The 25,382-nt window shown below is 41.0% G+C and carries 26 protein-coding genes and 1 pseudogene; 13 read left to right on the top strand and 14 right to left on the bottom strand.

The features are described 5' to 3' along the window. Positions 1-8 precede the first annotated feature (8 nt). Positions 9-1,112, top strand: a complete 1,104-nt coding sequence (locus CDC33_RS12725) for a Get3/ArsA fold putative tail anchor-mediating ATPase NosAFP (protein ID WP_109008775.1) — start codon at positions 9-11, stop codon at positions 1,110-1,112. 282 nt (positions 1,113-1,394) lie between these two features. Here the strand turns inward: CDC33_RS12725 and cax are convergent, their stop codons facing one another. Beyond that, the gene (gene cax / locus CDC33_RS12720; protein WP_109008774.1) at positions 1,395-2,483 is read right to left on the bottom strand and encodes a calcium/proton exchanger; all 1,089 of its coding nucleotides are present in this window, start codon (positions 2,481-2,483) and stop codon (positions 1,395-1,397) included. Positions 2,484-3,290: 807 nt separating this feature from the next. Here cax and CDC33_RS12715 point away from each other — a divergent pair. After that, positions 3,291-5,159, top strand: coding sequence for a P-type ATPase actuator domain-containing protein (locus CDC33_RS12715; RefSeq protein ID WP_109008773.1), 1,869 nt, complete (start codon positions 3,291-3,293; stop codon positions 5,157-5,159). Between the two features lie 99 nt (positions 5,160-5,258). Here the strand turns inward: CDC33_RS12715 and CDC33_RS12710 are convergent, their stop codons facing one another. Further along, positions 5,259-5,465 (bottom strand): hypothetical protein, encoded by a 207-nt coding sequence (locus CDC33_RS12710; RefSeq protein WP_146195804.1) that lies wholly within the window; start codon positions 5,463-5,465, stop codon positions 5,259-5,261. Positions 5,466-5,571: 106 nt separating this feature from the next. Then, positions 5,572-5,697, bottom strand: a complete 126-nt coding sequence (locus tag CDC33_RS12705) for a helix-turn-helix domain-containing protein (RefSeq protein ID WP_244919220.1) — start codon at positions 5,695-5,697, stop codon at positions 5,572-5,574. A gap of 171 nt (positions 5,698-5,868) precedes the next feature. Here CDC33_RS12705 and CDC33_RS12700 point away from each other — a divergent pair, with 171 nt between their 5' ends. Continuing rightward, positions 5,869-6,222 carry a hypothetical protein gene (locus CDC33_RS12700; protein WP_109008771.1) on the top strand — a complete coding sequence of 118 codons (354 nt, stop codon included), beginning with the start codon at positions 5,869-5,871 and terminating at the stop codon, positions 6,220-6,222. Between the two features lie 78 nt (positions 6,223-6,300). Here the strand turns inward: CDC33_RS12700 and CDC33_RS12695 are convergent, their stop codons facing one another. Further along, positions 6,301-6,450: a ribbon-helix-helix protein, CopG family gene (locus CDC33_RS12695; RefSeq protein WP_181373990.1), complete on the bottom strand. Its 150-nt coding sequence runs from the start codon at positions 6,448-6,450 to the stop codon at positions 6,301-6,303. Positions 6,451-6,497: 47 nt separating this feature from the next. Next, positions 6,498-6,992, bottom strand: a complete 495-nt coding sequence (locus tag CDC33_RS12690) for an anthrone oxygenase family protein (protein WP_244919219.1) — start codon at positions 6,990-6,992, stop codon at positions 6,498-6,500. 351 nt (positions 6,993-7,343) lie between these two features. Between CDC33_RS12690 and CDC33_RS12685 the strand changes: the two genes are divergently transcribed. Beyond that, positions 7,344-8,357, top strand: coding sequence for an alpha/beta hydrolase (locus CDC33_RS12685; RefSeq protein ID WP_109008769.1), 1,014 nt, complete (start codon positions 7,344-7,346; stop codon positions 8,355-8,357). A gap of 261 nt (positions 8,358-8,618) precedes the next feature. On the opposite strand, the gene CDC33_RS12680 is transcribed toward CDC33_RS12685, so the two are convergent. Beyond that, positions 8,619-9,641: a tRNA-dihydrouridine synthase family protein gene (locus CDC33_RS12680; RefSeq protein WP_109008768.1), complete on the bottom strand. Its 1,023-nt coding sequence runs from the start codon at positions 9,639-9,641 to the stop codon at positions 8,619-8,621. A 396-nt stretch (positions 9,642-10,037) separates the two neighbouring features. Here CDC33_RS12680 and CDC33_RS12670 point away from each other — a divergent pair, with 396 nt between their 5' ends. After that, positions 10,038-10,703, top strand: coding sequence for a hypothetical protein (locus tag CDC33_RS12670; protein WP_109008766.1), 666 nt, complete (start codon positions 10,038-10,040; stop codon positions 10,701-10,703). 185 nt (positions 10,704-10,888) lie between these two features. On the opposite strand, the gene CDC33_RS12665 is transcribed toward CDC33_RS12670, so the two are convergent. Next, the gene (locus tag CDC33_RS12665; protein ID WP_109008765.1) at positions 10,889-11,827 is read right to left on the bottom strand and encodes an ABC transporter permease; all 939 of its coding nucleotides are present in this window, start codon (positions 11,825-11,827) and stop codon (positions 10,889-10,891) included. Between the two features lie 88 nt (positions 11,828-11,915). Next, entirely contained in the window at positions 11,916-12,989 is a 1,074-nt protein-coding gene (locus CDC33_RS12660) for an ABC transporter permease (protein ID WP_109008764.1), read from the bottom strand. 6 nt (positions 12,990-12,995) lie between these two features. On the opposite strand from CDC33_RS12660, the gene CDC33_RS12655 reads away from it, so the two are divergent. Beyond that, the gene (locus CDC33_RS12655; protein WP_109008763.1) at positions 12,996-13,571 is read left to right on the top strand and encodes a Uma2 family endonuclease; all 576 of its coding nucleotides are present in this window, start codon (positions 12,996-12,998) and stop codon (positions 13,569-13,571) included. A 50-nt stretch (positions 13,572-13,621) separates the two neighbouring features. On the opposite strand, the gene CDC33_RS12650 is transcribed toward CDC33_RS12655, so the two are convergent. Further along, a complete protein-coding gene (locus tag CDC33_RS12650; RefSeq protein WP_109008762.1) occupies positions 13,622-15,097 on the bottom strand; it encodes an ABC transporter ATP-binding protein in 1,476 nt (491 codons plus the stop codon). A 6-nt stretch (positions 15,098-15,103) separates the two neighbouring features. Then, complete coding sequence (locus tag CDC33_RS12645; protein ID WP_109008761.1) at positions 15,104-16,153, bottom strand: BMP family protein; 1,050 nt, start codon at positions 16,151-16,153, stop codon at positions 15,104-15,106. A 160-nt stretch (positions 16,154-16,313) separates the two neighbouring features. Here CDC33_RS12645 and CDC33_RS12640 point away from each other — a divergent pair, with 160 nt between their 5' ends. The 4 genes from CDC33_RS12640 (at position 16,314) to CDC33_RS12615 (ending at position 21,024) form a co-directional block, all read left to right on the top strand. After that, on the top strand, positions 16,314-17,303 hold the full coding sequence (locus tag CDC33_RS12640; protein WP_109008760.1) for a hypothetical protein: 990 nt from the start codon (positions 16,314-16,316) through the stop codon (positions 17,301-17,303). 41 nt (positions 17,304-17,344) lie between these two features. Further along, positions 17,345-17,587, top strand: coding sequence for an energy transducer TonB family protein (locus CDC33_RS12635; RefSeq protein WP_109008759.1), 243 nt, complete (start codon positions 17,345-17,347; stop codon positions 17,585-17,587). Positions 17,588-17,800: 213 nt separating this feature from the next. Next, complete coding sequence (locus CDC33_RS12630; protein WP_109008758.1) at positions 17,801-19,435, top strand: alpha-D-glucose phosphate-specific phosphoglucomutase; 1,635 nt, start codon at positions 17,801-17,803, stop codon at positions 19,433-19,435. Positions 19,436-20,205: 770 nt separating this feature from the next. Continuing rightward, entirely contained in the window at positions 20,206-21,024 is an 819-nt protein-coding gene (locus tag CDC33_RS12615) for a carbonic anhydrase (protein ID WP_109008757.1), read from the top strand. 526 nt (positions 21,025-21,550) lie between these two features. Here the strand turns inward: CDC33_RS12615 and CDC33_RS12605 are convergent. Next, complete coding sequence (locus CDC33_RS12605) at positions 21,551-22,414, bottom strand: glycosyltransferase family 2 protein (RefSeq protein ID WP_109008755.1); 864 nt, start codon at positions 22,412-22,414, stop codon at positions 21,551-21,553. Positions 22,415-22,846: 432 nt separating this feature from the next. On the opposite strand from CDC33_RS12605, the pseudogene CDC33_RS12600 reads away from it, so the two are divergent. Beyond that, positions 22,847-23,179: pseudogene (locus CDC33_RS12600) on the top strand (FAD-binding protein); the annotation flags it as partial. On the opposite strand, the gene CDC33_RS41645 reads toward CDC33_RS12600, so the two are convergent. Together CDC33_RS41645 and CDC33_RS12590 are read right to left on the bottom strand one after the other, a co-directional pair. Continuing rightward, positions 23,153-23,986, bottom strand: coding sequence for a hypothetical protein (locus CDC33_RS41645; RefSeq protein WP_109008754.1), 834 nt, complete (start codon positions 23,984-23,986; stop codon positions 23,153-23,155). The pseudogene CDC33_RS12600 and the gene CDC33_RS41645 overlap by 27 nt on opposite strands. Beyond that, the gene (locus CDC33_RS12590; protein WP_109008753.1) at positions 23,986-24,228 is read right to left on the bottom strand and encodes a hypothetical protein; all 243 of its coding nucleotides are present in this window, start codon (positions 24,226-24,228) and stop codon (positions 23,986-23,988) included. Before CDC33_RS12590 ends, CDC33_RS41645 begins: the two co-directional genes overlap by 1 nt. On the opposite strand from CDC33_RS12590, the gene CDC33_RS38665 reads away from it, so the two are divergent. Then, the gene (locus tag CDC33_RS38665) at positions 24,227-24,571 is read left to right on the top strand and encodes a PAAR domain-containing protein (RefSeq protein WP_181373989.1); all 345 of its coding nucleotides are present in this window, start codon (positions 24,227-24,229) and stop codon (positions 24,569-24,571) included. The genes CDC33_RS12590 and CDC33_RS38665 overlap by 2 nt on opposite strands. A 29-nt stretch (positions 24,572-24,600) precedes the next feature. On the opposite strand, the gene CDC33_RS12580 is transcribed toward CDC33_RS38665, so the two are convergent. Next, positions 24,601-24,921, bottom strand: a complete 321-nt coding sequence (locus CDC33_RS12580) for a hypothetical protein (RefSeq protein ID WP_109008752.1) — start codon at positions 24,919-24,921, stop codon at positions 24,601-24,603. Positions 24,922-24,939: 18 nt separating this feature from the next. On the opposite strand from CDC33_RS12580, the gene CDC33_RS12575 reads away from it, so the two are divergent. Further along, on the top strand, positions 24,940-25,317 hold the full coding sequence (locus CDC33_RS12575; protein WP_439956597.1) for a hypothetical protein: 378 nt from the start codon (positions 24,940-24,942) through the stop codon (positions 25,315-25,317). Positions 25,318-25,382: the final 65 nt, after the last annotated feature.

Raw genomic sequence — 25,382 nt, 5'->3', positions numbered from 1 at the left:
ATGCCTTGATGAGCAGAATTATTACATTTTTAGGCAAGGCGGATACGAGACATACCACAGTGGCGATCGCCACTGCTAAATGGTTTGCTCAGTATTCTCAACGGGTGCTACTAGTAACCCACAATCCCAATCCCAGCGCAGAACTGCTGTTAGAAACTTCCCTCAAAGCAACTCCCCAAGAGATTGCGCCTAATCTAAGTGTGGTACAGTTGCAAGCAACAGTACTATTAGAACAAGTTTGGGAAGAAGTCAAAAAGTGGTTGGCTCTCTACCTCCCGCCCTCTGTAAAAATGGAGATATATTCGGGAGAGGTGATTATCCTACCGGGTTTTGACAGCCTTCTGTCTTTCAACGCTCTGCGAAAGTACTATCAAAGTGAAGACTATGATGTCATCATCTATGATGGGCGGGGAGATTTAGAATCATTGAGAATGCTGGGCATTCCCAACATTGCAGATTGGTATTTTCGCCGATTTCGTGAAGCGTTAGAATCTCTAGATTTGAGTAAAATCGCCGACTCGATTGGAGGGCCTCTCGCTAGTGCTTTGTTGAGTGCAAATATGGACACCCGAAAAGTGCAAGATGCTATTGTGCAGATTCAAGATTGGATTGCTAAAAGCGTTGCAGTTGTAGGAGATGCCAAAAGGTTAAGTGCTTATTTAGTGACTACAGATGAACCAGCAGCCATCGCTGAGGCTCGTTGGCTTTGGGGTAGTGCACAGCAGGTTGATTTGCGAGTAAGTGGGGTTTTAGCTTATCAAAGTTATGAAGCAGCTAACAAAACTGAACTAGAGCAAGCTTTTGCTCCATTGAAAGTAAACCTAATTCCAGCGTTGCAAAAACACAATTGGGAACCTCTACTAGAGGCACTACCAGATTTTAAAACTATTCCTCATGTTCCCCAACCTTTAACAGTTGATTTGGTGCAACGTCAGGTACAAGTATTCTTGCCAGGATTCAGCAAATCGCAAGTCAAGCTTACCCAGTTGGGTACAGAACTCACGGTTGAAGCAGGTGATCAACGGCGAAATATTGTTTTACCAGATGAACTACGAAATCAGCCAGTTACCGGAGGCAAATTTGAAGAACCTTATTTGGTTATTTCATTTTAGGTTGTGATCCGGTATTTGTAGAGACGTTGCAATGCAACGTCTCTATTAGACTTCTTGCATAAGTCGGGAAAAGGGAAAGGGGGAAGGGGAAAAGGTTCTGTATTGTCCCCTTCCCCTTTAACCATTACCCTTTTCCCCAAGAGTGCAAAAAGCACTTTTGCAAGAGGTCTATTGGTTTATCAAGAATGGGAAGAGGGAAGAGGAAAAGGTAAAAACCTCGCCTCTTGTGAGCAACCTGATTCATGCCTTTTCCCTTTCCTTTTTAACCTTTTACCCTCTTTTTTATGGATGAAAATAGAATGCTGCTCCTAAAACTGCGTAGGTAATTAGCAGTAAGGCTCCTTCTAGCCAGTTAGAGTTTCCATCTGTGCTGATGGAGTTGGTGATGAAAACAGCGATCGCCACAGCTAATACTTCAAATGGGTTAAAATCTAGATTCATCGGTTCCCCCATAAACTGCCCCACTAACACCAAAATTGGAGCAACAAACATAGCAATTTGCAGGCTAGAACCCATCGCCACTGCTACTGCTAAATCCATTTTATTTTTCATCGCAAAGGTCGCAGCAGTAATATACTCTACAGCACCTCCAAAAAGTGGAATCAGAATTACCCCTGTAAATAAACTAGTAAAGCCTAAAGTACTAATCGCTTTTTGTAAACTTGCAACTAAAACATCAGAAACAAATACCAACGCAATAGTACAAATTAGCAAGATAGCAACATTCTTCCACAAAGATGTTTGATGTTGATGAGACTTAATTTCTGCCTGTTTTGCTTCATCAAGCTCAGTAGCTCTGAGTTCATACATATCCCTGTGGGTTTTCATAGAAAACAGCAGCATCAACAGGTAAAACACTAACAGCAAAATCGCAGCAACCGCAGAAAAATTATTGATAGTTGTAGGCTGTAATCCTTTAGATGTGAAGTCGATAGCAGTAGGTGTAAGTAGCACTACCAACGCCAGATTTAGTGAAGAAGCATTAATTCGGGCCACCGTAGGCTGAAAACTTTGCTCTTTAAAACGTAACCCTCCCAAGAAAATTGCTGCTCCTAGAGCCAGGAGTAGGTTAGCAACGATAGTACCTGTAATGCTGGCTTTTACTACCTCCACCAAACCCGCACGAAGGGCAACAATAGAGATAATCATCTCAGTTGCGTTGCCAAAAGTAGCATTGAGCAACCCGCCGAGAGATGGCCCGACAACAGTAGCAATTTCCTCTGTAGAATTAGCAATCCACGCTGCTAAGGGAATAATTGCTAAACCAGAAGTAAGGAAAACAATCACAGGATGTAAATGCAGCCATTCCGTTATAAAGGAAATGGGTACAAAAACCAACATACAAAGCAGGATTTTATCTTTTGTTGTCATTCGGCTTAGTCCTTTAGAAAAAATATAAATAATTTTTATAAAACTCAAGTTATGAGAAGAAGTCAGGAAGCAGAAGGTAAAAGCCTTAACAAGAGCGGGTTGCGCTTGTTATGATTTTATATTTAATAATGTCGAACAGCTTAGATTAAGTAATACTTTTATACTTGCTTATTCTCTTACTTTGGGTAGAGAGTATTTGCATATTTCAGTAGAAGGCAAACAAAGTTTAATTGTTTTATATTTAAATGTAATCAGTAAACTATTTTGATAAAAAAATGAATTTCATTATCATAATTTCTGTTGCGACTTATTTAGTTATGTCGCTTATGGCATTTCAGATAATTAAAGCATGTAAGCGTGAAGTTCAAGAAATTTCTAGACGATATAATATATATCGTAAAACATCCTCTGTTATTTATTAAAATCTCAATAATTATTTCTGGAAATCAACAAAAATAGAAATTTGTAAAGGATTTTCAAAGTTATGTTACATCTGTCGCCAGGTAGTTTAGGACATAAACTGATCATCAAACCCGGACACCAATCAATACCTCTCGGTTAAGCTTATATCTATTCCAAGATTAGGGTAGCATAACATGGCTAAAAACCTGAAACTTCGTGAGCGAAAATCATTCCAAGTTTTTTAACCAAGAAGTATTGAGAGCAAGACATCACAGCTAGAGAAATTGTTGCGTTATGTTAAGAGTTATCCGACATGGTGAAAATTCAGTTTATGTTTTCCTGATTGTGACTTATTATATTGATCACAATGGAAGTTAAATATCTTCCCAACAGCAATCGAGAAATATGTTTTACGAAGTCGTTCATAGCACCCTGGGGCGCTGCCGTATTCGTGTACCCAGGCTGGCAGATGACTTAGAGTTTGCTGAAAAGCTCAATCGCTTGGTTGAGTCGTTGCAGTTTGTCACAGAGGTTCGCATCAATCCCGCAGCTAGTTCGCTGATTGTTAACTACAATGTTAGTGTGGTTAATTTTGAAGATGCCCAAAAATATCTGTCAACCTGTATTGAAAAGGCGAGTTGTATTCAACAAACGAATCTGATTGAAACTTCTGATGAAGAAACTATAGAAGAATCTGACCTGATTCCAGAAGTTAACCAATGGAGAGATTTAGGTCTACCTCTGCTCAGTCTGAGTCTGGCAGTATTTGCAGCTCCGTTGGAGTTACCACCTTTGTTGATCATAATAGCGATCGCGGGTGCTGCGATGCCTTGGTTCAATCGAGCAACTGACAGCATTGTTAACCAGCGTCATCCTAACATTGATCTTTTAGACTCGGCGTGGATGACTCTACAAACCGTCCAAGGCCAATATATTGCCCCAGCTTTGAAAACCAGTTTAGTAGAAATCCGTAGAAGCTTGCGCGGTACAGTTAATGAAGCTAAAGAACAAAAAGCCCTAGACTTTTTAAATTATTTGCATCAAGATATTTGGGTGCAGCGTGATCAATTACAGCCAGCAGTAAGAGCAATAGAGTTGCAAGCGGGCGATCGCATTACGATTCACGCTGGTGAAATAATTCCTGTAGATGGTAGGATTCTATTTGGTAGTGGTTTGGTGGATTGCTCCTACCTCACAAGCATAACTACACCTATGCATTATTCTCTAGGGCAAGAGGTCTACGCCTCTTCTCGGTTATTAGAGGGAGAATTGTCTATCTTAGTAGAACGGACGGGTGAAAATACTCGCCTGGGATTGATTGCTCATCTTATGCAATCTACTCCGGTGCATGATACGCACATTGGGGCACAACAAGCAGAATTTGTGAAAAATGCCATCGTGCCAACCTTAGTTTTAGGCGGTACTATTTTTGCTGCAACAGGTAATTTAGGAGCTGCTATTTCTCCTTTTCAGTTTGACTTTGGTAGTGGTATTCCTATTTCTATCTCAACAACCATCCTTTCTGCCTTGACTCACGCTGTCCAAAATGGCATTTATATTCGTAGTGGTCGTGTTGTGGAGTTGTTGACTCAGTTAGATACCCTTGTCATCCATGACTCTGCACTATTGTATTTAAATACAACTGCATCAGACTGTATTAAGGCGATCGCTACCCTAAAAGAACAGGGCATTACTGTCTACCTCGTCAGTGACGATAGTTTAGCAAAAACTACCATTCTTGCGGAAAAATTTGGCATTCATGCCAACCATATCCTTGCAGAATCTTATCCCCAACAACAAGCAAACTTAGTTGATGGACTCCGCAGCCAAGGAGGATGTGTAGCAGTGCTGGGAATAAATGGTGATTGTCAAGCAGACATTTCTGTTTCACTTGCCTTCAGGGGGAATGTTTGTACAGAAACAGCAGATGTCGTGCTTCTTGATCAGCAATTGCAACGATTAATTTATGCTATTGCGATCGCTAAACGAGCAATGGAGGTAGTTTACCAAAATACGGCAACTATTGTTGTTCCCAACCTGATGATGCAAATTGGTGGCGGTATGTTCTTTGGTGTCAATCCAGTTTGGAATGTCATTGTTAATAATGGCTCGGCATTCATTGCTGAATTCTTGAATAGTTCGCGCCCCATTTTTGATTCAATTGCGCCATCACAACAGAAAAACAATCACCAGACAAATGCTACAGCACTTCCTACCACTTCGACCGACTTCCATTTCGGGGTAAATATAGTGAAGACACTGTTGGCGAATTAATTTCAACGGTTCAAAAAGGGGTAGGATAGGGTTTAAACTCTAGTTAAGGTTATTCAGACGTTCCTACGTCGCTTTTCGCGTCGCTATCCGCAATTTCTGTCAAAACCCCCCAACTGAATTCTGACGACTGACGCCTCTATTATGTTCGATAACAAAAGGTTTAATAGTCTGCCAAACACGGCAAGACTCCGATAGCGGGATAGTGAGGTTGAGAATCCCCTTAACATGAGAGGCGTTGCGCTTGGAAAACTCAGCCAAAGCCTGAATCATCGCCTCGTCGCCTTTAATCTCAACCCCAGCCATCATAGACATCAACATTGCCCTAAGTCCCAACCGATGACGCATTAAGGGGTGAAATGAGCAACCGTACAGAAAGTTACGCTAAGGCTGAAACGATTACTGGATAAGGCTTTCAAAATTCCCTCTCCAACTCTGGTTTCTTGGCTGACTGTCTGTGGCGTTTGACAATATCATTGACAGTTGTCTTGCTAAGGTTGAGAATTTCTGCAATTTTGCGGTAAGAGTACCCCTGTTGCACCCCAACATACTTCGAGACTTGGCAGCTCGCGTTAATTTAGTTGTTTTCGCGTCCCACCCTCGCGCACCAAAAAAGACAAGAAGGGTACTAAAACGTACTCGTCCTTCCAAACGACCCCATGTTTCTACAGCTAAAATTCTATCCCAAAAATAATACCTAAAAGCAGACACCTTGAAAGGCCTGATCCTATATTATATTCTCAAATACCAAATTTTAATTGTTTATCAAAATTCAAATGCAGATAAATGCTTTGCGATTGAGTCAGCGTCTGGTGGTATTGGCGACTTGCCTTCTAGGTCGCGCAGTTACCCAATAAATTCTCCGATATTTGGAAAAAGCGTTTTGGAGCAAGGATTATACGATAATGCCAAACAACCAACATTGCTATCGCAGTGGTTGGGGGAGCAAAATGGCCCCTTTTACAGATTTGTTGGTACAGGAGTAATACCAGAATTGTCCAATTGCAGTAACATTACTCCCCAAGAAGCAGTCAAAGTTTCGCAGTCGATTCGATACTTGAATTAATTAACTACGGTTATTAAACCGCAGCTTTTTCATTTAACAGGAATTTACTCAGTATTTGATGAATTGCTAATCGGCATTTTATGTTTTTTCAGTTGGTAGAGAGCGAATTAATTCCCGGATCACATCGGTTGCTGGTCTGCCAGTCATTAAACAGTATTTTTCCAATTTGTCTGCTTCACTTGATGTCAGATTGATTGTAAGTCGTTTAACAGCCCATTGTTTATTCATAATATTAGACAAATTCAATTTAACAACTACCTCTCTATATCAATCACTTAATTTGTTACTACGCAGAGCGCGAGGGTGAATGATGCCGCAGCCGCAAACGCCGTCCCCGTCCGAATATGATTCCATATTGTCCAGTTGGCAAGGTAGCTAGACCATAAAGAAAGTTCGATGGAGCTACCCGGCTCGACTCTGGCCAGCGCGTCGTTGAGTGGCACATTGAAAACAATAGTCACGCCTAATGTGCCAACGAGATAAAGCAGGCTGCCGACGAGCAAGTAGACAGCACCAGGTTGATGCCACCTTAATAGTGAGAAGATAAATAGAAAAACGCAAGCCGCAGCCGTTCCGAATAGCGCCGTCATAAAGAACGGATTGATCGCCGCGATATTGATGGATTGCATGGCAGCAATCCCCTGTGTCGGCGGTATTTGGGCAAGAGCATTCATTACAAAGGTCGAAAAAGCGAAGAAGACTCCAGCAATCAACCCACAGCCGAGCGCGGCTAAAAGTTTCAATCCGAAAAGCGAGTAGTCAAATGTCAACAAATTTCTTTGGGAGTAAAGGTCTTGTGAACAGATAAGGGGAAAGGGGTAATTTCCCTCTCCCTCTTCGTTGAAGGTTTTGGAAAACTAGGGCAATATCTTCTAAGTGAAGCATTTAGTGTTGAGTTGGTGTACGACAATAAATTGACTTGGTAGGAGTGATAGTCAATCCTAACAGTCAAACCTCCTAGACTGGCTGTGGAAAATTAGTTTGGATTGAATAGGCATCCAATTTTAAAAAAGTTTTTCACTTTTGACAGGCTCATTCAAAAATATATCCTCTGCTAGATCCCAAGTAACTACTTAATTAATAAATTAAAGTATATTATATACAAAAATAATAAGTAATAAATGAAAGTTGGCATCCAAAATACAGCAGAAATCCTAGAGCAAGTTCACCAATTAGAGTCTACACTAGGTCTTAAAAACGAAGCCTGTCGTTCCAAATTTTTAATTCATCCTTACTTAACGCCAAAAGTTTTTTTGTTTTTGCATGGTTTTACAGCAGGCCCTTACCAGTTCGAGCCGCTCGGTAAAGCCTTTTTTAACAAGGGATATAACGTTCTGATTCCTTTACAACCTGGTCATGGACGCTCAGGAAACTGGAATCGTCAAAATCCTCCACCACTTCCAACAGATATTCAGATATATCAACAATTTCTACTCAAATGGTTGCAGATTGCAAAAACGCTAGGTCAACAAGTTGTAATTGGTGGATTGTCAACAGGTGGAACTTTAGCTGCTTGGTTAGCTTTAGAGCATCCCCAGGAAATTGACCGTACATTATTATTCACGCCTTATTTAGCTAGCCGTTACTCACTATTAGATCAACTTATCAAAATTCTGCCAATTTACTTTGAATGGTTCAACAAAGATGCATCTGGCAATTTTGGTTATAAGGGTTTTTGTCTTAAGGCATTACGGATATTTCTTCAATTGGCAGAGGAGGTTTTAGAAAAGGCTGAAAGCTGTGTTTCTGCTCCTATTTTAATGGTGTGTAGCGAAGGAGATCATGCTGTTAACCGCTCCAAACAACAGGATTTTTTCCGAAGGGTAGTTAAAAAGCAACCGAAATCCTGGTATTACTGTTTCGATGATTCGCTTCACATTGAACACCGGATGATGACAAAACTGGAAGACAATGATTATGAGGAACTGGTAATCACCCTTGCTAAGGCTTTTGTTGAGAGTGATTTGACTTGGGTAGAGTTTGAGCAAATGGCAAAGCTGATAGCGCAAGGACAAGCCCATGACCAAATCATGCTCAAATTCAACCTCGATAGTCAAGTTTCTCAAGAGCTATCTGCAATGATGACTCAAGCTTTTGGCTGTGAGCATCTCAAGTGCATCAATCCATACGAATAATGCATAATACTTTTTGATTACTAAGTACAAGATGCCCTGTCCCCTTTCTAATAGACTTCTTGGGATTTGTCGGGAAAAGGTGAAGGGGGAAGGGGAAAAAATTCTGTATTGTCCCCTTCCCCTAAAACCATTACCCTTTTCCCCAAGAGGTCTAATGTCTAAAATCTAATGACCAGAACTGCTGGAAATAGAATTATCAACCAGTTGCAAAGAATCGGTAATTTAATCTGGAACGATCGCACTCAGATTTGTTGTCTACAGTTACACGCTCTTTAAGGGTGTTAGGGCTAAAGTTTTCGTCAAATCACTAAGGAGAAAACGATCGCAGAGGTTAAACATTTCTACCTCAGTAGAGGTCTGTCGCATCAGCCGCAAAAAATCACCTTCAGTGTCAACACTTAGGGCAATGTAGTTGAGGAACATTTTCAGGTAGCCAAGGCGCGATCGCTCTGGCATAGTTGCTGCTGTGGGGGTTTGCCATAAACGGTCAATATAGTTGCGTACCTCTACTAAAGGAACAGGCGTGATCGTCTCGAAGCGCAAAGCCTGCCGAATTTGATTAAAAAGCCAAGGATTCCCAATCGCCCAGCGTCCCACCATTACACCCGCCGCGCCCGTTTGAGAAAGCACTTTAAGGGCAGTTGTCGCAGAGTGGATATTGCCATTGGCAAGCACTGGACAATCAACCCGTTTCACCGCTTCAGCGATCAAATCATATTTTACTGCTCCGTGGTACATATCTTTCACAGTGCGACCATGCAAACTCAGCAAATCAATGCTGTGGCGATTGATCATATCTAGAATTTCGTAAAAGTTATCTGTATTTTCAAAGCCTAAGCGCATCTTGACCGTCAAAGGGCGATCGTTGACAGCAGAACGCAGTTCTCCCAAAATCCGATCCACTTTTTCTGGTAATAGCAGCAATCCACCCCCAACTTTTTTGCGATAGATTCTAGGTGCTGGACAGCCCATGTTCAAGTCAACTCCAGCGATATTATAGTTGCAGAGTTCTTTTGCTGTTCTTACTAAATCTGGAATGCTTTCGCCAATCATTTGAGCAAAAACAGGGCGACCCGTGTCATTTTCGGTGATTGCTGCCAGAATGCTACGATTGAGCCGTGAGGTATCATTCACCCGGAAATACTCGGTGAAAAAGTAGTCAGGGCTGCCATAGTGAGCAATCACCTTCATAAACCAGAGGTTTGTTACATCCTGCATGGGTGCAAGAGCCGTGAAGGGTAGGTCTGGATGCAGCGATTGGGGGAGCGATACCTGGGACGACATAGAGATGAAGAGCGTTCGACAAAACTTCACTTTATCAAATAATGCTTACTTGTTGGCAAATACAATAGATTTGTCCCCTAAGAAAGTTTTTGAATTTTTCGAGCCAAGCAGAGTAAGGGTTTCAAACACCAATTTTTTAAACTGGAAGATGTATAAGAAAGAAATTGCTGATGTAGTAGCATTTATGGTCAGTGATGAAGCACGATAGATAACTGGGTAAAATATCTGCGTTAACGGTGGATTGCATGAGATGATATTTGAACAACTGCTGAAAAATCAAATTTCAATTTTCCACCTCTTTGATTTACACGCCAAAAAACTTATTCTCTGGCTTTAAGCAAATAAAGATTCTGTTCGTTGTAAAAGTCAATATTTTTTGATTCGTGAGGCTCCTAAATGGCACTGCAATTATATAGTCGGGTGTGTCTTGTTCCACTAGTTTTTTCTTTACTGAGCGTGGGTACAAGTACGGCAAAAGCGATCGCCCAAACTACGTTTCCATTCGACGTAGTATATAACATAAATGTTACTCTGACACCTATCCCATCAACCGACGTATCAAAAGCCTTTGTCTCAGGCTTTAATCCTGATGCTGATTATGGTCTGACTAACTTTTTAAGCATAGACAACTATAGCCGAGTTGACCCTGATACAGGAAATCTCGTGTTCGTTCAAGACCCAGCAAAATTTGGTTTACAAGGCTTACCAATCGGCAGAGACGAGTTTTTTGGCAGTGGCGATGATAAATTATTTGCCAGCAGTAACGCTACTGCTTCATTTGATTTTCCCAACCGCCAATTAGTAGGTTCTGGTACTATAACCATTACTGGTGGTGCAGGCAAGTTTAGCGGTGCTACAGGCATATTTAATTTTAATGAAACTGAGTCACTCGATCAAGAACCCACTGCTCCTTTGAAAGGTAAAGCTTTTTTGAGTGGTTCCTTCCAGATACCACAGAAAGTTCCAGAACCAAGAACTAAGGCAATGATATTCGGTATATGTGTAATTGGGATTGGTTTGATGTCACGCAGACTTAATTTTAAGCTACTGGGTGAATTATGACCAAAAAATAATTTGGATGCAGAGCAACTAAATTTATTTATGGGGTTCTTAATTTTGAATGAGTGAATGCGTGACTTTTGACTTCCTCGAACGTGAATTTATGTTGAGCAAAGTCGAAATACAGCGTTTCTAAAAGTTGGGGCTGACGGCGTAAGATCATTGGAGAATCACTGCTTATTAGGCCCCTAATTGTCTTGGTGATTTTCTGGGGAGTAAGGGACACCCAAGCCCTGCGGCGGTATAGATTTACCAGCTAATCCTAATAATGCAAATAAAGCGATCGCGTATGGTAACATGACTAAAAATTGATAAGGAATATTTACGCCTAGTGCTTGAATTCGTAACTGTAAAGCTTCCGTAGCACCAAATAAAAAACAAGCCAAAGTACTACCTAAAGGATGCCACCTACCAAAAATTAAAGCAGCGATCGCAATAAATCCTTTACCTGCACTCATACCTTCTGTAAAAAATTTTATTTGCACTAAAGCCAGATCAGCCCCTCCTAAACTCGCAAGACAACCACTGACTACTACAGCCAAATATCGCACCCTTGATACTGAAAGCCCAGCCGTAGCAGCTGCTTGGGGATATTCCCCCACTGCCCGCAAGGTCAGCCCAAAGCTAGTATAAAAGAAAATATAGATACTAACAGCAACTAGAGTTATCAGTAAATATACAAGAACATCTTGCTGGAACAATACAGATCCAAGTACAGGTATATTTGCAAGACCAGGAATAGGCATAGGCTCAATTCCTGGTAATCTTTTAGTACTACTGCCATTAAATACTAACCGCGCTAAAAATGATGTCAACCCCGCAGCCACCAGATTAATCGCTAACCCTGATACCAACTGATTAACATATAAAGTGATACACATAAAAGCGTGAAGTAAACCGACTAATCCCCCGGCAATCAAGGCACAGAGAAGACCAAGCCAAGGGTTGCCAGTATAAAAGGTAGCGGTTGCACTGGAAAAAGCACCAGTTATTAACATCCCTTCGAGGGCAATATTTAGCACTCCCGACCGTTCTGAGTACATTCCACCAAGGGCAGCAAATGCTAGGGGTACTGCTAAACTTAAACTAGCAACTAAGTAATCTGAGAAGAAGTTAATATTATTCATAGTTTTTTTTAACGCAGAAGTAGACGCTTTGCGGCTTGCCGGAGGCTACGCTAAGGGAAGCGCAGAGTATCGCAGAGAAACTTCCGCGTTAAACCTCAGCGTTACTTTGCGTTTTTATTCGTCTTTCTACAGCGAGACTGATAGCAATAAATAACACAGTTAATCCTTGAATTGCATAAACTACAGTCACAGGTACACCAGCACTACGTTGCATGACATTTGCACCGCTACGCAAGGCGGCAAAAAATAAAGAAGTCAAGACTACACCGCCAATACTACCGCGACTTAAAAAAGCGATCGCAACTGCATCAAACCCATAACCAGATGACACCTGTTCAAATAAGCGGTACTTCAACCCCATCACCTCAGATGCACCCGCCAACCCGGCTAAACCACCTGCTAAGGACATGATTAGTATGATGGTATTTTTTACTGAAATCCTTGCATAATGGGCTGCTGTGGGGTTAAAACCAACGGCGGCGATTTGGTATCCTAGAGGCGATCGCACTAATAATACCCACAAGAGGGCGGCTGCCATTAACGCAAGGATTATGCCTGCATGGGCTAAACTTTGGGGTAAAATAACGGGTAACTGTGCTTCTTTAGCAATTAATGGCGAATAAGGACTAGGTGCGCCTGGTGCTTTTAAGGGATTTTGCACCAAGTAGCTAACTAAATTCACCGCGATGTAATTCAGCAATAGAGTAGTGATGACTTCATTTACTCCTCGAACAGCTTTCAGATAACCAGGTATCCAACCCCAAACCGCACCAAAGAGAAATCCAGCCACAAGTGCTAAGGGAATGTGTATGACAGCAGGTATTCCTTGTACATATAACCCAATTAAAGCGCTACCCAACGCACCGAGGTAAATTTGTCCTTCGCCACCGATATTAAATTGACCAGCCCGCAATGCAACTAATACCCCTAAACTGGTGAATAATAGAGGTGTCATTTTGGTGAGGGTGTTGCCAAACCCAAAGTAAGTAGTTAGGGATTCTTGAAATAAAGCTGTGTAGGCAGTGATGGGATTTGCCCCAGCGAGTAATATAAGCATAGCACCAACGATGAGAGCAGAGGCGATGCCTACGGCGGGCTGCGCCAACGCAATTAGTGGTGATAGGATTGGTAGCAGGAGTTGAAAGCGTTTATTTGTGATCATGATGCAATGATTGCCATCCCTCAACCTCAAAAAATGAGCATCGACCAATATCTTGAATGGGAACCATTACAAGATAGTCGCTATGAATACGTTAATGGCAAAGTGTTTGCCATGACTGGCGGGACAATTCCTCACAATGATATTGCCCTAAATCTCTACAGAGCATTGTATCCTCATCTGCGTGCTAGAAGTTGTCGAATTAACGTTGCAGATGTCAAGGTGCAAGTTAGTACTCAAAGCCCATATTACTATCCTGATGTGGTAGTTAGTTGTGATGCTAGAGATTTAAATGCACGGAAATTTATTCAATATCCCAAAATCATTGTGGAAGTTCTTTCTCCTGGAACAGAAGCTAAAGATAGAGGAGAAAAGTTTGCTTCTTATCGCACTATGACCAGTTTGCAAGAATATATTTTGATTGAATCCGAAAAAATTGGAATTGAATTTTATCGTCGGGGAGAAGGCAGAATGTGGCTGTATTCTCCCTATACAATTGGTGACGATATCACTATAGAAAGTGTTGATTTTAGTTGTGCTATTGAATTGATTTATGAAGGTGTGACTTTTGAGAGTCGAGAATAAATCGAGAATAAATTTTACTCGATAAAGTTCTAATTCTTGATCAGCCATTTTTATCCTCTGCGTGTCCCCCCACCCATCAATAAACCAATTTTTTCTATCGTCGCCGTATGTGCATCCAAAATAGCGATAAACTCTCCTCTGTAGATTATGGCAATGCGATCGCTCATTGCCATCACTTCTTCTAACTCAGTAGAAATATACAAGATTGCGGCACCGCGATCGCGTTGTGCTAATAACTGGGAATGAACTGCGGCTGTCGCTCCTACATCTAATCCCCGTGTGGGTTGCATCGCTATAATTAAATTTGGTTCTCCAGCTAGTTCTCTTGCTAATATTACCTTTTGTTGATTTCCCCCCGATAGTTGGCTTACCTTCATATCTTCCCTAGTCGCACGAATATCAAATTCTTTCATGACAACTTGAGCATGATTTTTGATGGCTAGTGGTTGTAATAAAAAATTACGGCAGAATGGTAAGTTTTTAAAAGCATTCAAAATCAAGTTTTGGGCAATACTAAACTGCAACACCAAACCCATTTTTTGCCGATCTTCAGGAATGTAACCTATTCTCTGGCGAGTACAGAAGCTATTCAACTCAATTTTACCGTTGTTGATAGGAATTAAGCCTGCGATCGCATCAGCTAATTCTCGTTGTCCATTGCCATCTACACCAGCGATTCCTAAAATTTTTCCCGCCTGTAATTGAAATGAAATATTGCGAACAGCAAGAATACCCCTATCGTTAGCAACTGACAAATTGTGTACCGAAGCTATCACTTCTCCCGGTACAGATGAAGATTTATTCACTTGCAAAACTACTTCACGCCCCACCATCAATTCTGCTAGTTGCTGAGGCGTTACCTCTTTAGCTGTCGTTGTCGCTACTACTTTACTTCGTCGCAGCACTGTTATTGTATCGCAGAGATTGATTACCTCTTCTAACTTGTGGCTAATAAAAATAATCGTCTTTCCAGCCGCCGCTAGCTGTCGTAAGATATTTATTAATAGTTCTACTTCTCTTGATGTCAAAACTGCTGTTGGTTCATCGAGAATTAATAGTTGGGCTTGGCGATATAACACTTTGAGGATTTCTACTCGCTGTTGTGTCCCAACTGGTAAATTTTCTACTCGCTCTGTGGGGTCAATTTCTAGCCCATAGGCTTGGCATAAAGCAGCAATTTCTTCTTGTTTTTTCCGCAGATTTAAGCACCAATTCTTTTCTATGCCCAGGATGATATTTTCAGTAACAGTTAACTTAGGCACAAGCATAAAATGTTGATATACCATGCCTATACCTAGTTTGATTGCGCCCTTTGGAGAGGTAATTTTTACTGGTTTATCTTCTAGATAAATTTTTCCACTGTCAGGTTGGTATAGACCACTAATAATGTTCATTAAAGTCGTCTTACCTGCGCCATTTTCACCTAAAATACCATGAATTTTCCCAGCATCAACACTGAAGCTAATATTATGGTTCGCAACAAATGAGTTAAAGCTCTTACTAATATTTTCTAAACGTAAATACATTGAGATTCATGCTTTTTTGACACAACGGGTATCCTTCCCAGCTTCCTGACAATTTTCAAAAATAATTTTTTTATCGACAATTTCCTGTTGTACTTTGAAAATATTTTGTTTAACTGTTTCTGTTACTGCGGCCCCAAATTTACCTAAATATAATATATCTTTTCTTTCTAAACCTATATTATATATCTGTCCTTTAAGTTGTTTTTGTTTTGCGAGTTCTGCTAAATAAGCTATTGCTATATCTAATCGTTTAACTGCACTTGTTAACACTGCTTTTGGAGCAACATCTAATTGATCTTTTGTATTACCAAAAGCATAAATCCCTTTATCACTAGCTGCTTGTAAAACTGCGGGTGAAGCACTATCTAACCATTGATAAATTACATCAGTACCTGAAGAAATTAAGGCAAGTGTAGCTGATTTTGCCTTAGCAACATCATTCCAATCGCCTAGAAATGTAGAAGTAATTTTAATATTGGGTTTAACTGATTTTGCTCCTAAATTAAATCCTCGTAGTTCTTCTTGAGTAGCGGGGAATTCTTGCCCAGCAATATAAGCTAATTTATTAGATTTAGTGATAGCTGCACTAATAATGCCACATAAATAACTACCTTGCAAATGATCTATTCGCAAAGAGGCAATATTTTCTCCCTTGTTATTACCATTTACACCCACAAAAAATGTATTGGGAAATTGTGGAGCAACTTGCTCTATAGCTGCATCAAATTGTCCACCGTGGGCGAATACAACATTATAACCTTTGCGGGCAAAGTCTATTAATGCTTCTGTTTGATCTGCTTGGGCAACTTGTTCCAGATATGCAATTTCTGCACCCAGTTTTTGTTTAGCTAGGTTTAAGCCTTCGTAACCAGACTGATTCCAAGCTTTATCAGTGATCATTCCAGGGAGTGCGATCGCTATTTTAAAACCTTCCCCACTACTACTAACTGTTGGTGTCGTGGTTTGACTGCTCTTGCAAGCTTTCAGTAAGAGGCTAGTAGCAAAAGTAGCTGAACCATACAAAACAAATTTACGTCTAGGAAAATATAGTGTCATATCCTACCTGATGATATATCATCATTTTAGTGAATAAGGTAACTTTGCTTGAGGCAGATTATTAAAATAGTCACACCAATGTACTGAAAAACTTATCATTGCAGAAGCTTATACCCTATAAATAGACTGTTGAGGCTGCTATTAAAGAAAGTACAATCACATGGTTGATTCTGATAAATTTCTATACCATCGGAGTGTGCGCTCTATCGATATGCTCCAAGGTGTAATTACTTCTATCCTATTGCACTCAATTTTATTAATAGGGAGCAAATATTGGTACAAAGCTTTGATGCGTGAGCCGAACCAAGAAATTACCCAAGAGACTCCAATCGAGGTAGTTGAAGTTCCTGCTAATAAAACAGACGTACCTCCTCAAACCTCATTTCGGGCTACTAAAAATTCTATTGCTGGTGGTAAAGCTTTGCCAGAAAGACCTGTTTCTGTAATGAAGTCAGCGAATCCCACAGAATATAAAGCCTATGACAAGCGTTCTTCTAACTTAACAGCCTCATCTCCAGCAGAGGTATTCCAGACAAGACAGCAGCAGAAAACGGAATCACCTATATCTCGTCAACAACCACAATTTAAATCTCGAAAAACGGTATCAGCATCTGCAAGAGAGGCACAAGTACCTTCTAAAAAAATTGCAGTAGCACCAATGACTACACCACTACCAGTTCCACTTCATCAAACAGTGCCTAACCCAAAGCCAATACCTTCAGCACGTACAACCACAGTACAAGCCCCTAATCCTAAGAAAATTGCAGTAGCACCACTTCTTAAAACAGCGCCTTTGACAACACCTTTAGTACTCAACCCAAAGCAAACAGCCTCAGCACGTACAACCACATTACAAGTGCCTAATTCTAAGAAAATTGCAGTAGCACCAACGACTACACCATTACCAGCAACACTGAGAAAAACAGGGCTTGAAAGAGCTACGACATTACCAGTACCTAGCAACCCTAAGAAGTTAGGGCAATCGACAACTAGATTAAGTGCGCGAACACCTACCCAAGCTCAGTCATCTTTAAAAACAGGTGCAGCAAGTTTGTTGGGTGGTACTGTGGGTGTATCTAGTCAGAATTATCGTGGTGATGATCTGGCAGCCTTGCCTAATTCTAACCGCGATCGCCAAGCTCTTACTTAAACAAACTAAAGCAACGCGTTCGGCAGCAGTGGCTACCAGGAATGAGCCAGTCTAATCGGCGAACGGTGCTTAACTTCACTATTAACCGTTCAGGTCAAGTTAGCAATCTCAATATTGCACAAACCTCTGGATTCAGTGTAACTGATGAAGTAGCACTCAATGCCATACAACGAGCTGCACCTTTTGCACCTTTGCCCACAGAATATCCCAAGAACCATATTGATATCGAATTTACGTTTGATATCAATGTTTATGGCGAACTAAATTTATGGAATGGCGGCTAATAGCAGGTAAACAGAGTGCTGGCTGGCGATATCAAAGCTTATCGGGTTTAATGCTGCGTGGTTTTGTTGGCATGATGCCGCCGCCCTGCCTGTAACACCAGCTTACCCTAACCGTGTCGATGGGTACATAATTATATATATATATTTGGCAATTTTTTTTGTAACGAATTTATGCAAAGCTGTAAAAGAAAAATGCTTTGTTAAACGTTATCTATGAAGATCCATAAAGTTTCTACTACTCCTTTAAGCGACCAAAAGCCTGGTACTTCTGGGCTGCGGAAAGCAGTTAAGGCTTTTCAGCAGCCCCACTACCTAGAAAATTTTATCCAATCCATCTTCGATTCTGTAGGTGACTTGCGTGGGCAAACCCTAGTCCTGGGTGGTGATGGTCGTTATTACAATCGCCAAGCCATTCAAATCATTTTGAAAATGGCTGCGGCCAATGGCATTGGGCGAATTAAAGTTGGTCAACACGGGATTTTGTCTACTCCTGCAACTTCTGCTATTATTCGCAAATACCAGGCTATTGGTGGCATCATCTTGTCTGCTAGCCATAATCCGGGCGGGCCCAATGGTGACTTTGGTGTGAAATATAACATTAGCAACGGTGGCCCAGCCCCGGAAAAGGTGACAGAGGCTATCTACCATCGCAGTAAAGTAATTGATAGCTACCAAATTCTGGAAGCACCAGATGTAGATTTAGAAACTTTAGGTGAGTCACATTTGGGAGAGACGGTAGTTGAGGTGATTGACTCCGTACATGATTATCAAGAGTTAATGGAGTCCCTGTTTGATTTTGATCGCATTCGTGAACTATTAACAAGAGGAAATTTTCAGATCACTATCGATGCCTTACACGCAGTGGCTGGCCCTTATGCCCATGCCATTTTCGAGCAACGTTTGGGCGCACCAGTGGGAACTGTACGTAATGGTACACCCTTAGAAGACTTTGGCGGCGGACACCCTGACCCGAATCTGGTTTATGCCCATGAGTTGGTGGATATTTTATACGCAGAAGATGCGCCAGATTTTGGGGCAGCTTTTGATGGAGATGGCGATCGCAATATGATCTTAGGGCGTAAGTTCTTTGTCACCCCTAGCGATAGTCTCGCAGTGTTAGCCGCAAACGCCAAGCTAGTCCCTGGTTATAGTGAGGGTTTAGCCGGGGTAGCGCGATCGATGCCTACTAGCCAAGCAGTAGATCGAGTTGCTGCTCAGATTGGAATTGAATCCTATGAAACACCCACTGGCTGGAAGTTTTTCGGCAATCTTTTAGACGCGGGGAAAGCGACTCTTTGCGGTGAAGAAAGTTTTGGTACCAGTTCCAACCATATCCGCGAAAAAGATGGGCTATGGGCTGTGCTGTTTTGGCTAAATATCCTAGCAGTCCGACAACAATCTGTTGAGCAGATTGTCCGAGAACACTGGCAGACTTATGGACGCAATTATTACTCTCGCCATGACTATGAAGAGATACAGACAGGGCCAGCTAACACTTTAATAGAAAGACTGCGTTCTTTATTGCCAACTCTTAAAGGCAAGCAATTCGGTAACTATCAAGTTGAATACAGTGATGACTTTAGTTATACCGATCCTGTTGATGGTAGCGTTAGCGATCAACAAGGTGTTCGCATTGGCTTTACCGATGGTTCTCGAATTGTGGTGCGACTTTCTGGTACGGGTACTCAAGGTGCAACCCTAAGGGTTTATATAGAAAGCTACGAGCCAGATCCCAGCAAACATGACCTTGATCCACAAGAAGCACTTGCTTCTTTAATTACTATTGCTCAGGAGATAGCTCAAATTTGCGAACTGACAGGACGGGAACAGCCAACTGTTATCACCTAGTGCCGCAGGGCGGAAGTCAAAAGGAGCCAGTGCGCCCTTGCGGCTTTGCCGACTTGTTCGCGCAGCGTCTCCGACAGGAGAAGCAACTGGCGTTCAAAAGTCAAAAGTCAAAAGTTTTGTAATCAAGGCTTTTGTAAGTTTTAAAATAGTAGCTTGATTTCCGGCGTGCTGTACTAGTACTTTGCTTGCGCTATGAGGTTTGTAGTAAGCACAAAGCGTATTGTTTTCTAAGCACTCTTTGTGATTACTACGAATTTACTTACCATTGCCATTAGTTGGTGAAGCCCAGATATTAACCCAAATTGCTAGTTATGCAAAAGTGCGAACTGCGATCGCACAATTAATTGTTTACCACCTAACAGAGTTACAAAGAGTTATCTGGAACGTTAAAAGGGGCTATGTTATTCTTAGGCGTTGCAACTGGCTTAACTTTGATAAAAAATCCTTTTCGCAGTGGCGGTTGATTAAATTTATCTGTCACGATAATTTCAATTTGAGAGGGTGTTTGAAAAGTTTTGAGCGGTCAAATTTTATGCTAATCGTCTCACTATGATCCGGAGCATGGTAAGGTAGATAAACATCTCTGATGTTTCCGGCATTAACTCAACGTCTGCTGACCAATCACCGACACCCCATCAGCTTTCTCGTAAATGCACTCGACTACCCTACGCCATCTCACTCCTTCTACCAGGATATAGAAGATCCTATTGACGACTTCCCATATATTGACTTTGAAGTTTTAAGTATTACTTGTTCATTTAGGTACTCCTATGAAAAAATTGATTAAAGGTTTGCGCGAGTTTAAAAGTAGTTATTTTTCCGCCAATGAAGAACTGTTTGAACAACTTTCTCATGGTCAAAAACCCAGAGTACTATTTATTACTTGTTCAGATTCGCGTATCGATCCAAACCTGATTACACAAGCTGGGTTAGGTGAATTATTTGTTATCCGCAATGCAGGTAATATTATTCCACCATATGGTGCGACTAATGGCGGTGAGGGGGCGACAATTGAATATGCTATTCAAGCATTAGATATTCAACAAATTATTGTCTGCGGTCACTCACATTGTGGCGCTATGAAAGGGTTAATGAAGTTAGACAGCTTGCGGGTAGAAATGCCTCTTGTACATGACTGGCTCAAGTATACAGAGGCAACGCGAAGACTGGTAAAAGACAATTATAGCCACTACGAAGGGGAAGAACTCTTAGAAATAATTATTGCTGAGAATGTCCTTACCCAAATCGAAAATTTACGAACTTATCCGGTGATTCACTCTAAGCTTTATCAAGGGAAACTCAATATTTATGCTTGGATTTATCAAATTGAGACAGGAGAAATTTTGGCATACGATGCACAAAAGCACGCCTATGTCTTGCCTCAAAATCAACTTTCTCCATCAGAGATAGATGAGACATTACTTAGCCCACCTTTAAATAGCAATGTGGAAATACATTTTACTAAAACTCAACAACGGGAATTTCAATCATCCCCGGAACTTCCTATTTCCACAAATGAATGGTTTCCAATGACAGTGCTTTCTCCAGAGCAAATGGAGCGAATTTATCGAGGTTCGACAACAAAGTAAAACGGCAACAAGCAGTCAGTAGTGGGCATTGCAAGAATAGCTGCCCAGGCAGAAGCGCGTAGTACTATTGCTACTTTGTGCCGCGTGGATGCCAATTCTACTACTTTGTTTATGCAAAAATTTCATCGTTAAAAAACTTTCTGGTTTGGCTCTTACTGACATAATTCTTGTGATTATATTGGATAAAGTGCTGTACTTTCTGCGCTTTCACACCCTATGTATATCAATACTGCTCGGGTAAAGCATTTTTAACTCGGAATTGGATTTTGGGAAAAGGTTACTGGGTTTGGGTTAAAGGTTTTTTCTTTCCCCTTTCCCCTTTCGCTTTTCCCCAAAACCCGACAAGTATTGCTATGTATCAAAAATCAAATAGGAGTCCTATATATGCCAATACAGTTCAGTGTAAGGCTTGATCCTCCCTAACGGGACTTAAAAAGGAGGGAACTAAGCCCTCCAATTTATCGGGGGGTTGGGGGGATCTTCCGAGGTCAAACATCACTAATTGAACTGTATTGCTATATATACATCAGGATTTTTTTGAGATGGTATTAGTTAATCGCTGCTTAATCGATTCAGATAATCGTTCTGGATGCTTAGAAAAATAAAAGATTTTCAATAAAATAAAATTCAGGTTTCGAGCTAACAAAATTTTCCATTGCTCTATCAAAGATAGTGTTTTAATATAATCATTAAATAATTGTTTAATTCGCGTCAAACTGGTTCCTCTAGCAGAATCATCAAATGTTTTGGTTCCTGGATAATATCTATAATTACCCCAAATTTCATTGAAATATTTAACATGAGAATATCTAATAGCTTTCAAAAGAAAATCTATATCCATTACATAATGATCTTCTACTTTATAGAGTCCGATTTGCTGATGCAATGATTTGTGATAGAAGTAAGCAGATGGATTTACTGGAAAAGAAGCATCGATAATTTTATCTTCATTAACTTGCCTTTCTAACAAAAAATCAATTGTCCGTAATCGGCTAGGTTTATTAATATAAATTAGTTTACCTTGTTGATTACAAACATTACAGTTGCCAACAATCAAGCTAGGCTCTGGTAAAGTTTTAAAAATTTCACAAATGCGCTTAAGAACGTTTTTTTCATAAAAATCATCAACATTTAAAACACCAATAATTTCTCCTTGTGCCATAGCAATTCCTTTATTGAGAGCATCAGATTGTCCTCGATCCTTTTCGCTAATCCATCGGATATGGGGATATTGATTGGCTTTATCCTCAATAATGTCTATTGTCTTGTCGCTTGAACCTCCATCGACAATGATGTGTTCCACTTCTAAACAGTTTTGGTCAATTACAACTTGAATGCAAGATTCTATGAATTTCTCACCGTTATAAACTGGTGTAATTATACTAATCATTAACAAGCGCCTCTTGTGGGTATTCCAAACAAAAAAATAATTTAAAGGATTGATCTCTAATCATAGAGTTCCCCATTTGCACAAGTTTATAACGTAACGGACTTCCTACGTAAGTACTATACAATTTATACAATAACTCTGTATGCGACAAGAACACGGCTCCAAAGCATCAGTGAAAGGTTAAGATAATTGCACAAATGTCTGTGAGGGTGCAGTCCAAGGCGATAAATCTAGCTTGGAGACTGGCTACTTCAGAACTTGAAATTTTACGCGTTCAACAATGTCGGCGATCGCAATTTTTGGAGCTTGCATTTGCGGCTTATCCATGTGAATATTCTATCAGTAAGATACGGTAATTTGGTTGATTTACCGTAGTATTTATATTAGTTTTAGCTTAAATGTTCTACGTATCCTCAACACTCCCAAAAGCTTATGGACATCAACACCCAACAAATAAAAACTGATGTACTTGTCATTGGTGGCGGTACAGCCGGGACAATGGCTGGAATTAAAGCTAAACAAGCCAATCCTAATGCAGAGGTGTTGATTTTAGAAAAAGCTAACATCCGACGGAGTGGTGCGATCGCAATGGGTATGGATGGCGTGAATACCGCAGTTATTCCCGGACATTCCACCCCAGAACAGTACGTCCGCGAAGTCACCCTTGCTAACGATGGGATTGTCAACCAAAAAGCCGTTTATCAAACAGGCAAATTAGGTTATGAAGTTATCCAAGAATTAGAAAGCTGGGGTGTGAGCTTGAAACTCAAGCACAGTGAGAAGTTCCTGATGTTGATTGACCAAAGATTGTATTGTGCTAACTGGATTACGATGAAGGCGACGTTTTTGTTGGCGAGGAGCTTGTGCGATCGCTAATCTACGACGTTGAGTTTTATACTCAGCTATAGGTACTTCCCGAATTTGTTCAAGTAACTGTTTTTCGTTTTGAGCTACAAATAGAACTTGATATTGGCCCAAATCACGTAATTCAACAGTTGATTTGCGTCCACTAATACGTCGCTGATGGCGACGCAAATGACTAAATAAAGACTCGATTTTCAGGTTATCTGGTGGCAAACCAGGGATATCATAGCAGTGTAATAAGTCAGTACTGTATTTATCCCATAAACGTTGTAACTTTTTCTTGAGAGCAAACTGTGCCGGATGTTGTTGAGGGTCAGGCACAAACTTCTGTAATAACTCTTCCATCTTGCACCGAACTTGAAAACTTGTTAAGGGGATTTCTGCGGTTTGTGTAATATCAGTTACATTACCTGAGATACGGTGGGAGTTATTTGGATAGCGCAAACATTCGGCAATTCGTCGCAACCACTTGTGCGCTTCTGCCAAATCCAATGCTACGGAAAGATTGTTGCTTAAAGCTTGGTCAACCCATACTGACAATACAGACAAATAATCTGTGTCAATTTGTCGGCATGATAAACTACGTAGTACTTCTCCAATCGCTGATAATTGCTGGTAGCCGCTTAAACCACCCCAACTAAAAGGTTTGCGACTGGTGCGATTGACACAATCCTGAATAGCATCTCGAATCTGGGACTCCACCGCCATTAACTCTGCGTCTCGTGACAGATAGGGGATTGCTGAAAAAAGGGGCTATTATTGTCTGGCTGCTTTTGCTGAGTTGGGTCTTGAGGTCTTTCAGAAGATAATGGTACTTTTGGTAGTCCATCCAAATCTGTCTTTAATTGCTGTCGTAGCTTTGTATCTAAAGGCAAGACTGCATCACTCAAATTGTTGAGAAAGTGTGCTTCACAACGTTGATGTGGTGCATCTGGCCAACTTGAATTCATGGCAGTAATAATTGCTGTTGGTACTGTTGATCTCCATGCTTGCATGACTCCTTCTCCTATCCCTCCCCACGGAGTAGGTGTAGTAATTGATGCTAGTAGCACTGTATTAATCAATGGCTTACCAGCTTGCTTTCAAGGAAATACAATTCTAGAACCGCTTGGTTCTCCAAATAAAATTACTGGTGGCTGTTCAAGTGTTTTGATTGGAACTGGGTCAGCATCACCTATTTCTGTTGATATTAGTAGCATTGCTACCTCTATGACTAATCAAGCTGCTCAAGCGTCACAAAAAGCGGCACAAGATGTGCAAGAGAAAGCTAAACAAGCATCAGAGGGAAGCTAAAAAGAATGTGTTAGGTGCTGGCTCACACTCTATGTTGGGTGATTTGCTCGATATAAAGTCCAATGGGGAAGAAGCGTGGGATAATTATCTTTAATCCACTTTTTAACTTCGCTAGCTTTGTAGCCTTCCGAATTCATCGGTTCACTAAATATAATTCCAATTCCTCCTTGTCCTCGATGATCAAGGTAGACGAATCGAAGAGTAGATGGGATTCGCTTCACGCTGAACCATGTGTGATCATTAAAGTAGATGTGTTCAAAAACAGAACCGCCTCCGCTCAATTGCCCACTTCCATAGTTTGTTTCGGTAAGTTGTTCGGCTTCATCTACTCTCTGCAAGAATCGCCTCACAGACCCCCTACTCTATTGATGTTAAAACGGGATATTCAGGGAAAGTTTGCGCTCAAGAATGATGATTATCGTGAAGTACGTTCTTTGCGACTGACTGATGACACATGGAAAAGCTTAGGGATAGCCTCTGAATGTTTGGGTTTAACTAGGGCTGACTATTTAGAACACATTGTTAAACATAACATTCTACCAAGTATTACACGGGAAGACTCAGAATTTTTAGCTCCTGATCAGGGGCAAAACGAACCCCAACCGAGTATTACACGGCAGAGCGAGTTTTCTCTAACATCTGATACGGAGCGCGAAAGACAGTCTGTTGGTTTACCAACTATAAGAGAACTTGAAATTTTACGCGATGGCGTACCCGCCCGCTGGAAGCGATCGCATTATGTCTGAACTGAAATTAGGTAAGCAAGCTACTGGGTATAAAAATGTTCAGAAGGTTCTCAATCGTTTCATTT

The sequence above is a fragment of the Nostoc commune NIES-4072 genome, from assembly GCF_003113895.1.
GTDB classification, from domain to species: domain Bacteria; phylum Cyanobacteriota; class Cyanobacteriia; order Cyanobacteriales; family Nostocaceae; genus Nostoc; species Nostoc commune.
This window is presented reverse-complemented; position numbering and strand designations above follow the sequence as displayed.

Coding starts and splice junctions, on each gene's coding strand:
- CDC33_RS12725 (WP_109008775.1), top strand. CDS start 9: ATGAGCAGAATTATTACATTTTTAGGCAAGGCGGATACGAGACATACC.
- cax (WP_109008774.1), bottom strand. CDS start 2,483: ATGACAACAAAAGATAAAATCCTGCTTTGTATGTTGGTTTTTGTACCC.
- CDC33_RS12715 (WP_109008773.1), top strand. CDS start 3,291: ATGTTTTACGAAGTCGTTCATAGCACCCTGGGGCGCTGCCGTATTCGT.
- CDC33_RS12710 (WP_146195804.1), bottom strand. CDS start 5,465: ATGATGGCTGGGGTTGAGATTAAAGGCGACGAGGCGATGATTCAGGCT.
- CDC33_RS12695 (WP_181373990.1), bottom strand. CDS start 6,450: ATGAATAAACAATGGGCTGTTAAACGACTTACAATCAATCTGACATCA.
- CDC33_RS12685 (WP_109008769.1), top strand. CDS start 7,344: ATGAAAGTTGGCATCCAAAATACAGCAGAAATCCTAGAGCAAGTTCAC.
- CDC33_RS12680 (WP_109008768.1), bottom strand. CDS start 9,641: ATGTCGTCCCAGGTATCGCTCCCCCAATCGCTGCATCCAGACCTACCC.
- CDC33_RS12670 (WP_109008766.1), top strand. CDS start 10,038: ATGGCACTGCAATTATATAGTCGGGTGTGTCTTGTTCCACTAGTTTTT.
- CDC33_RS12665 (WP_109008765.1), bottom strand. CDS start 11,827: ATGAATAATATTAACTTCTTCTCAGATTACTTAGTTGCTAGTTTAAGT.
- CDC33_RS12660 (WP_109008764.1), bottom strand. CDS start 12,989: ATGATCACAAATAAACGCTTTCAACTCCTGCTACCAATCCTATCACCA.
- CDC33_RS12655 (WP_109008763.1), top strand. CDS start 12,996: ATGATTGCCATCCCTCAACCTCAAAAAATGAGCATCGACCAATATCTT.
- CDC33_RS12650 (WP_109008762.1), bottom strand. CDS start 15,097: ATGTATTTACGTTTAGAAAATATTAGTAAGAGCTTTAACTCATTTGTT.
- CDC33_RS12645 (WP_109008761.1), bottom strand. CDS start 16,153: ATGACACTATATTTTCCTAGACGTAAATTTGTTTTGTATGGTTCAGCT.
- CDC33_RS12640 (WP_109008760.1), top strand. CDS start 16,314: ATGGTTGATTCTGATAAATTTCTATACCATCGGAGTGTGCGCTCTATC.
- CDC33_RS12635 (WP_109008759.1), top strand. CDS start 17,345: ATGAGCCAGTCTAATCGGCGAACGGTGCTTAACTTCACTATTAACCGT.
- CDC33_RS12630 (WP_109008758.1), top strand. CDS start 17,801: ATGAAGATCCATAAAGTTTCTACTACTCCTTTAAGCGACCAAAAGCCT.
- CDC33_RS12615 (WP_109008757.1), top strand. CDS start 20,206: ATGAAAAAATTGATTAAAGGTTTGCGCGAGTTTAAAAGTAGTTATTTT.
- CDC33_RS12605 (WP_109008755.1), bottom strand. CDS start 22,414: ATGATTAGTATAATTACACCAGTTTATAACGGTGAGAAATTCATAGAA.
- CDC33_RS41645 (WP_109008754.1), bottom strand. CDS start 23,986: ATGGCGGTGGAGTCCCAGATTCGAGATGCTATTCAGGATTGTGTCAAT.
- CDC33_RS38665 (WP_181373989.1), top strand. CDS start 24,227: ATGGCAGTAATAATTGCTGTTGGTACTGTTGATCTCCATGCTTGCATG.
- CDC33_RS12590 (WP_109008753.1), bottom strand. CDS start 24,228: ATGAATTCAAGTTGGCCAGATGCACCACATCAACGTTGTGAAGCACAC.
- CDC33_RS12575 (WP_439956597.1), top strand. CDS start 24,940: ATGTTAAAACGGGATATTCAGGGAAAGTTTGCGCTCAAGAATGATGAT.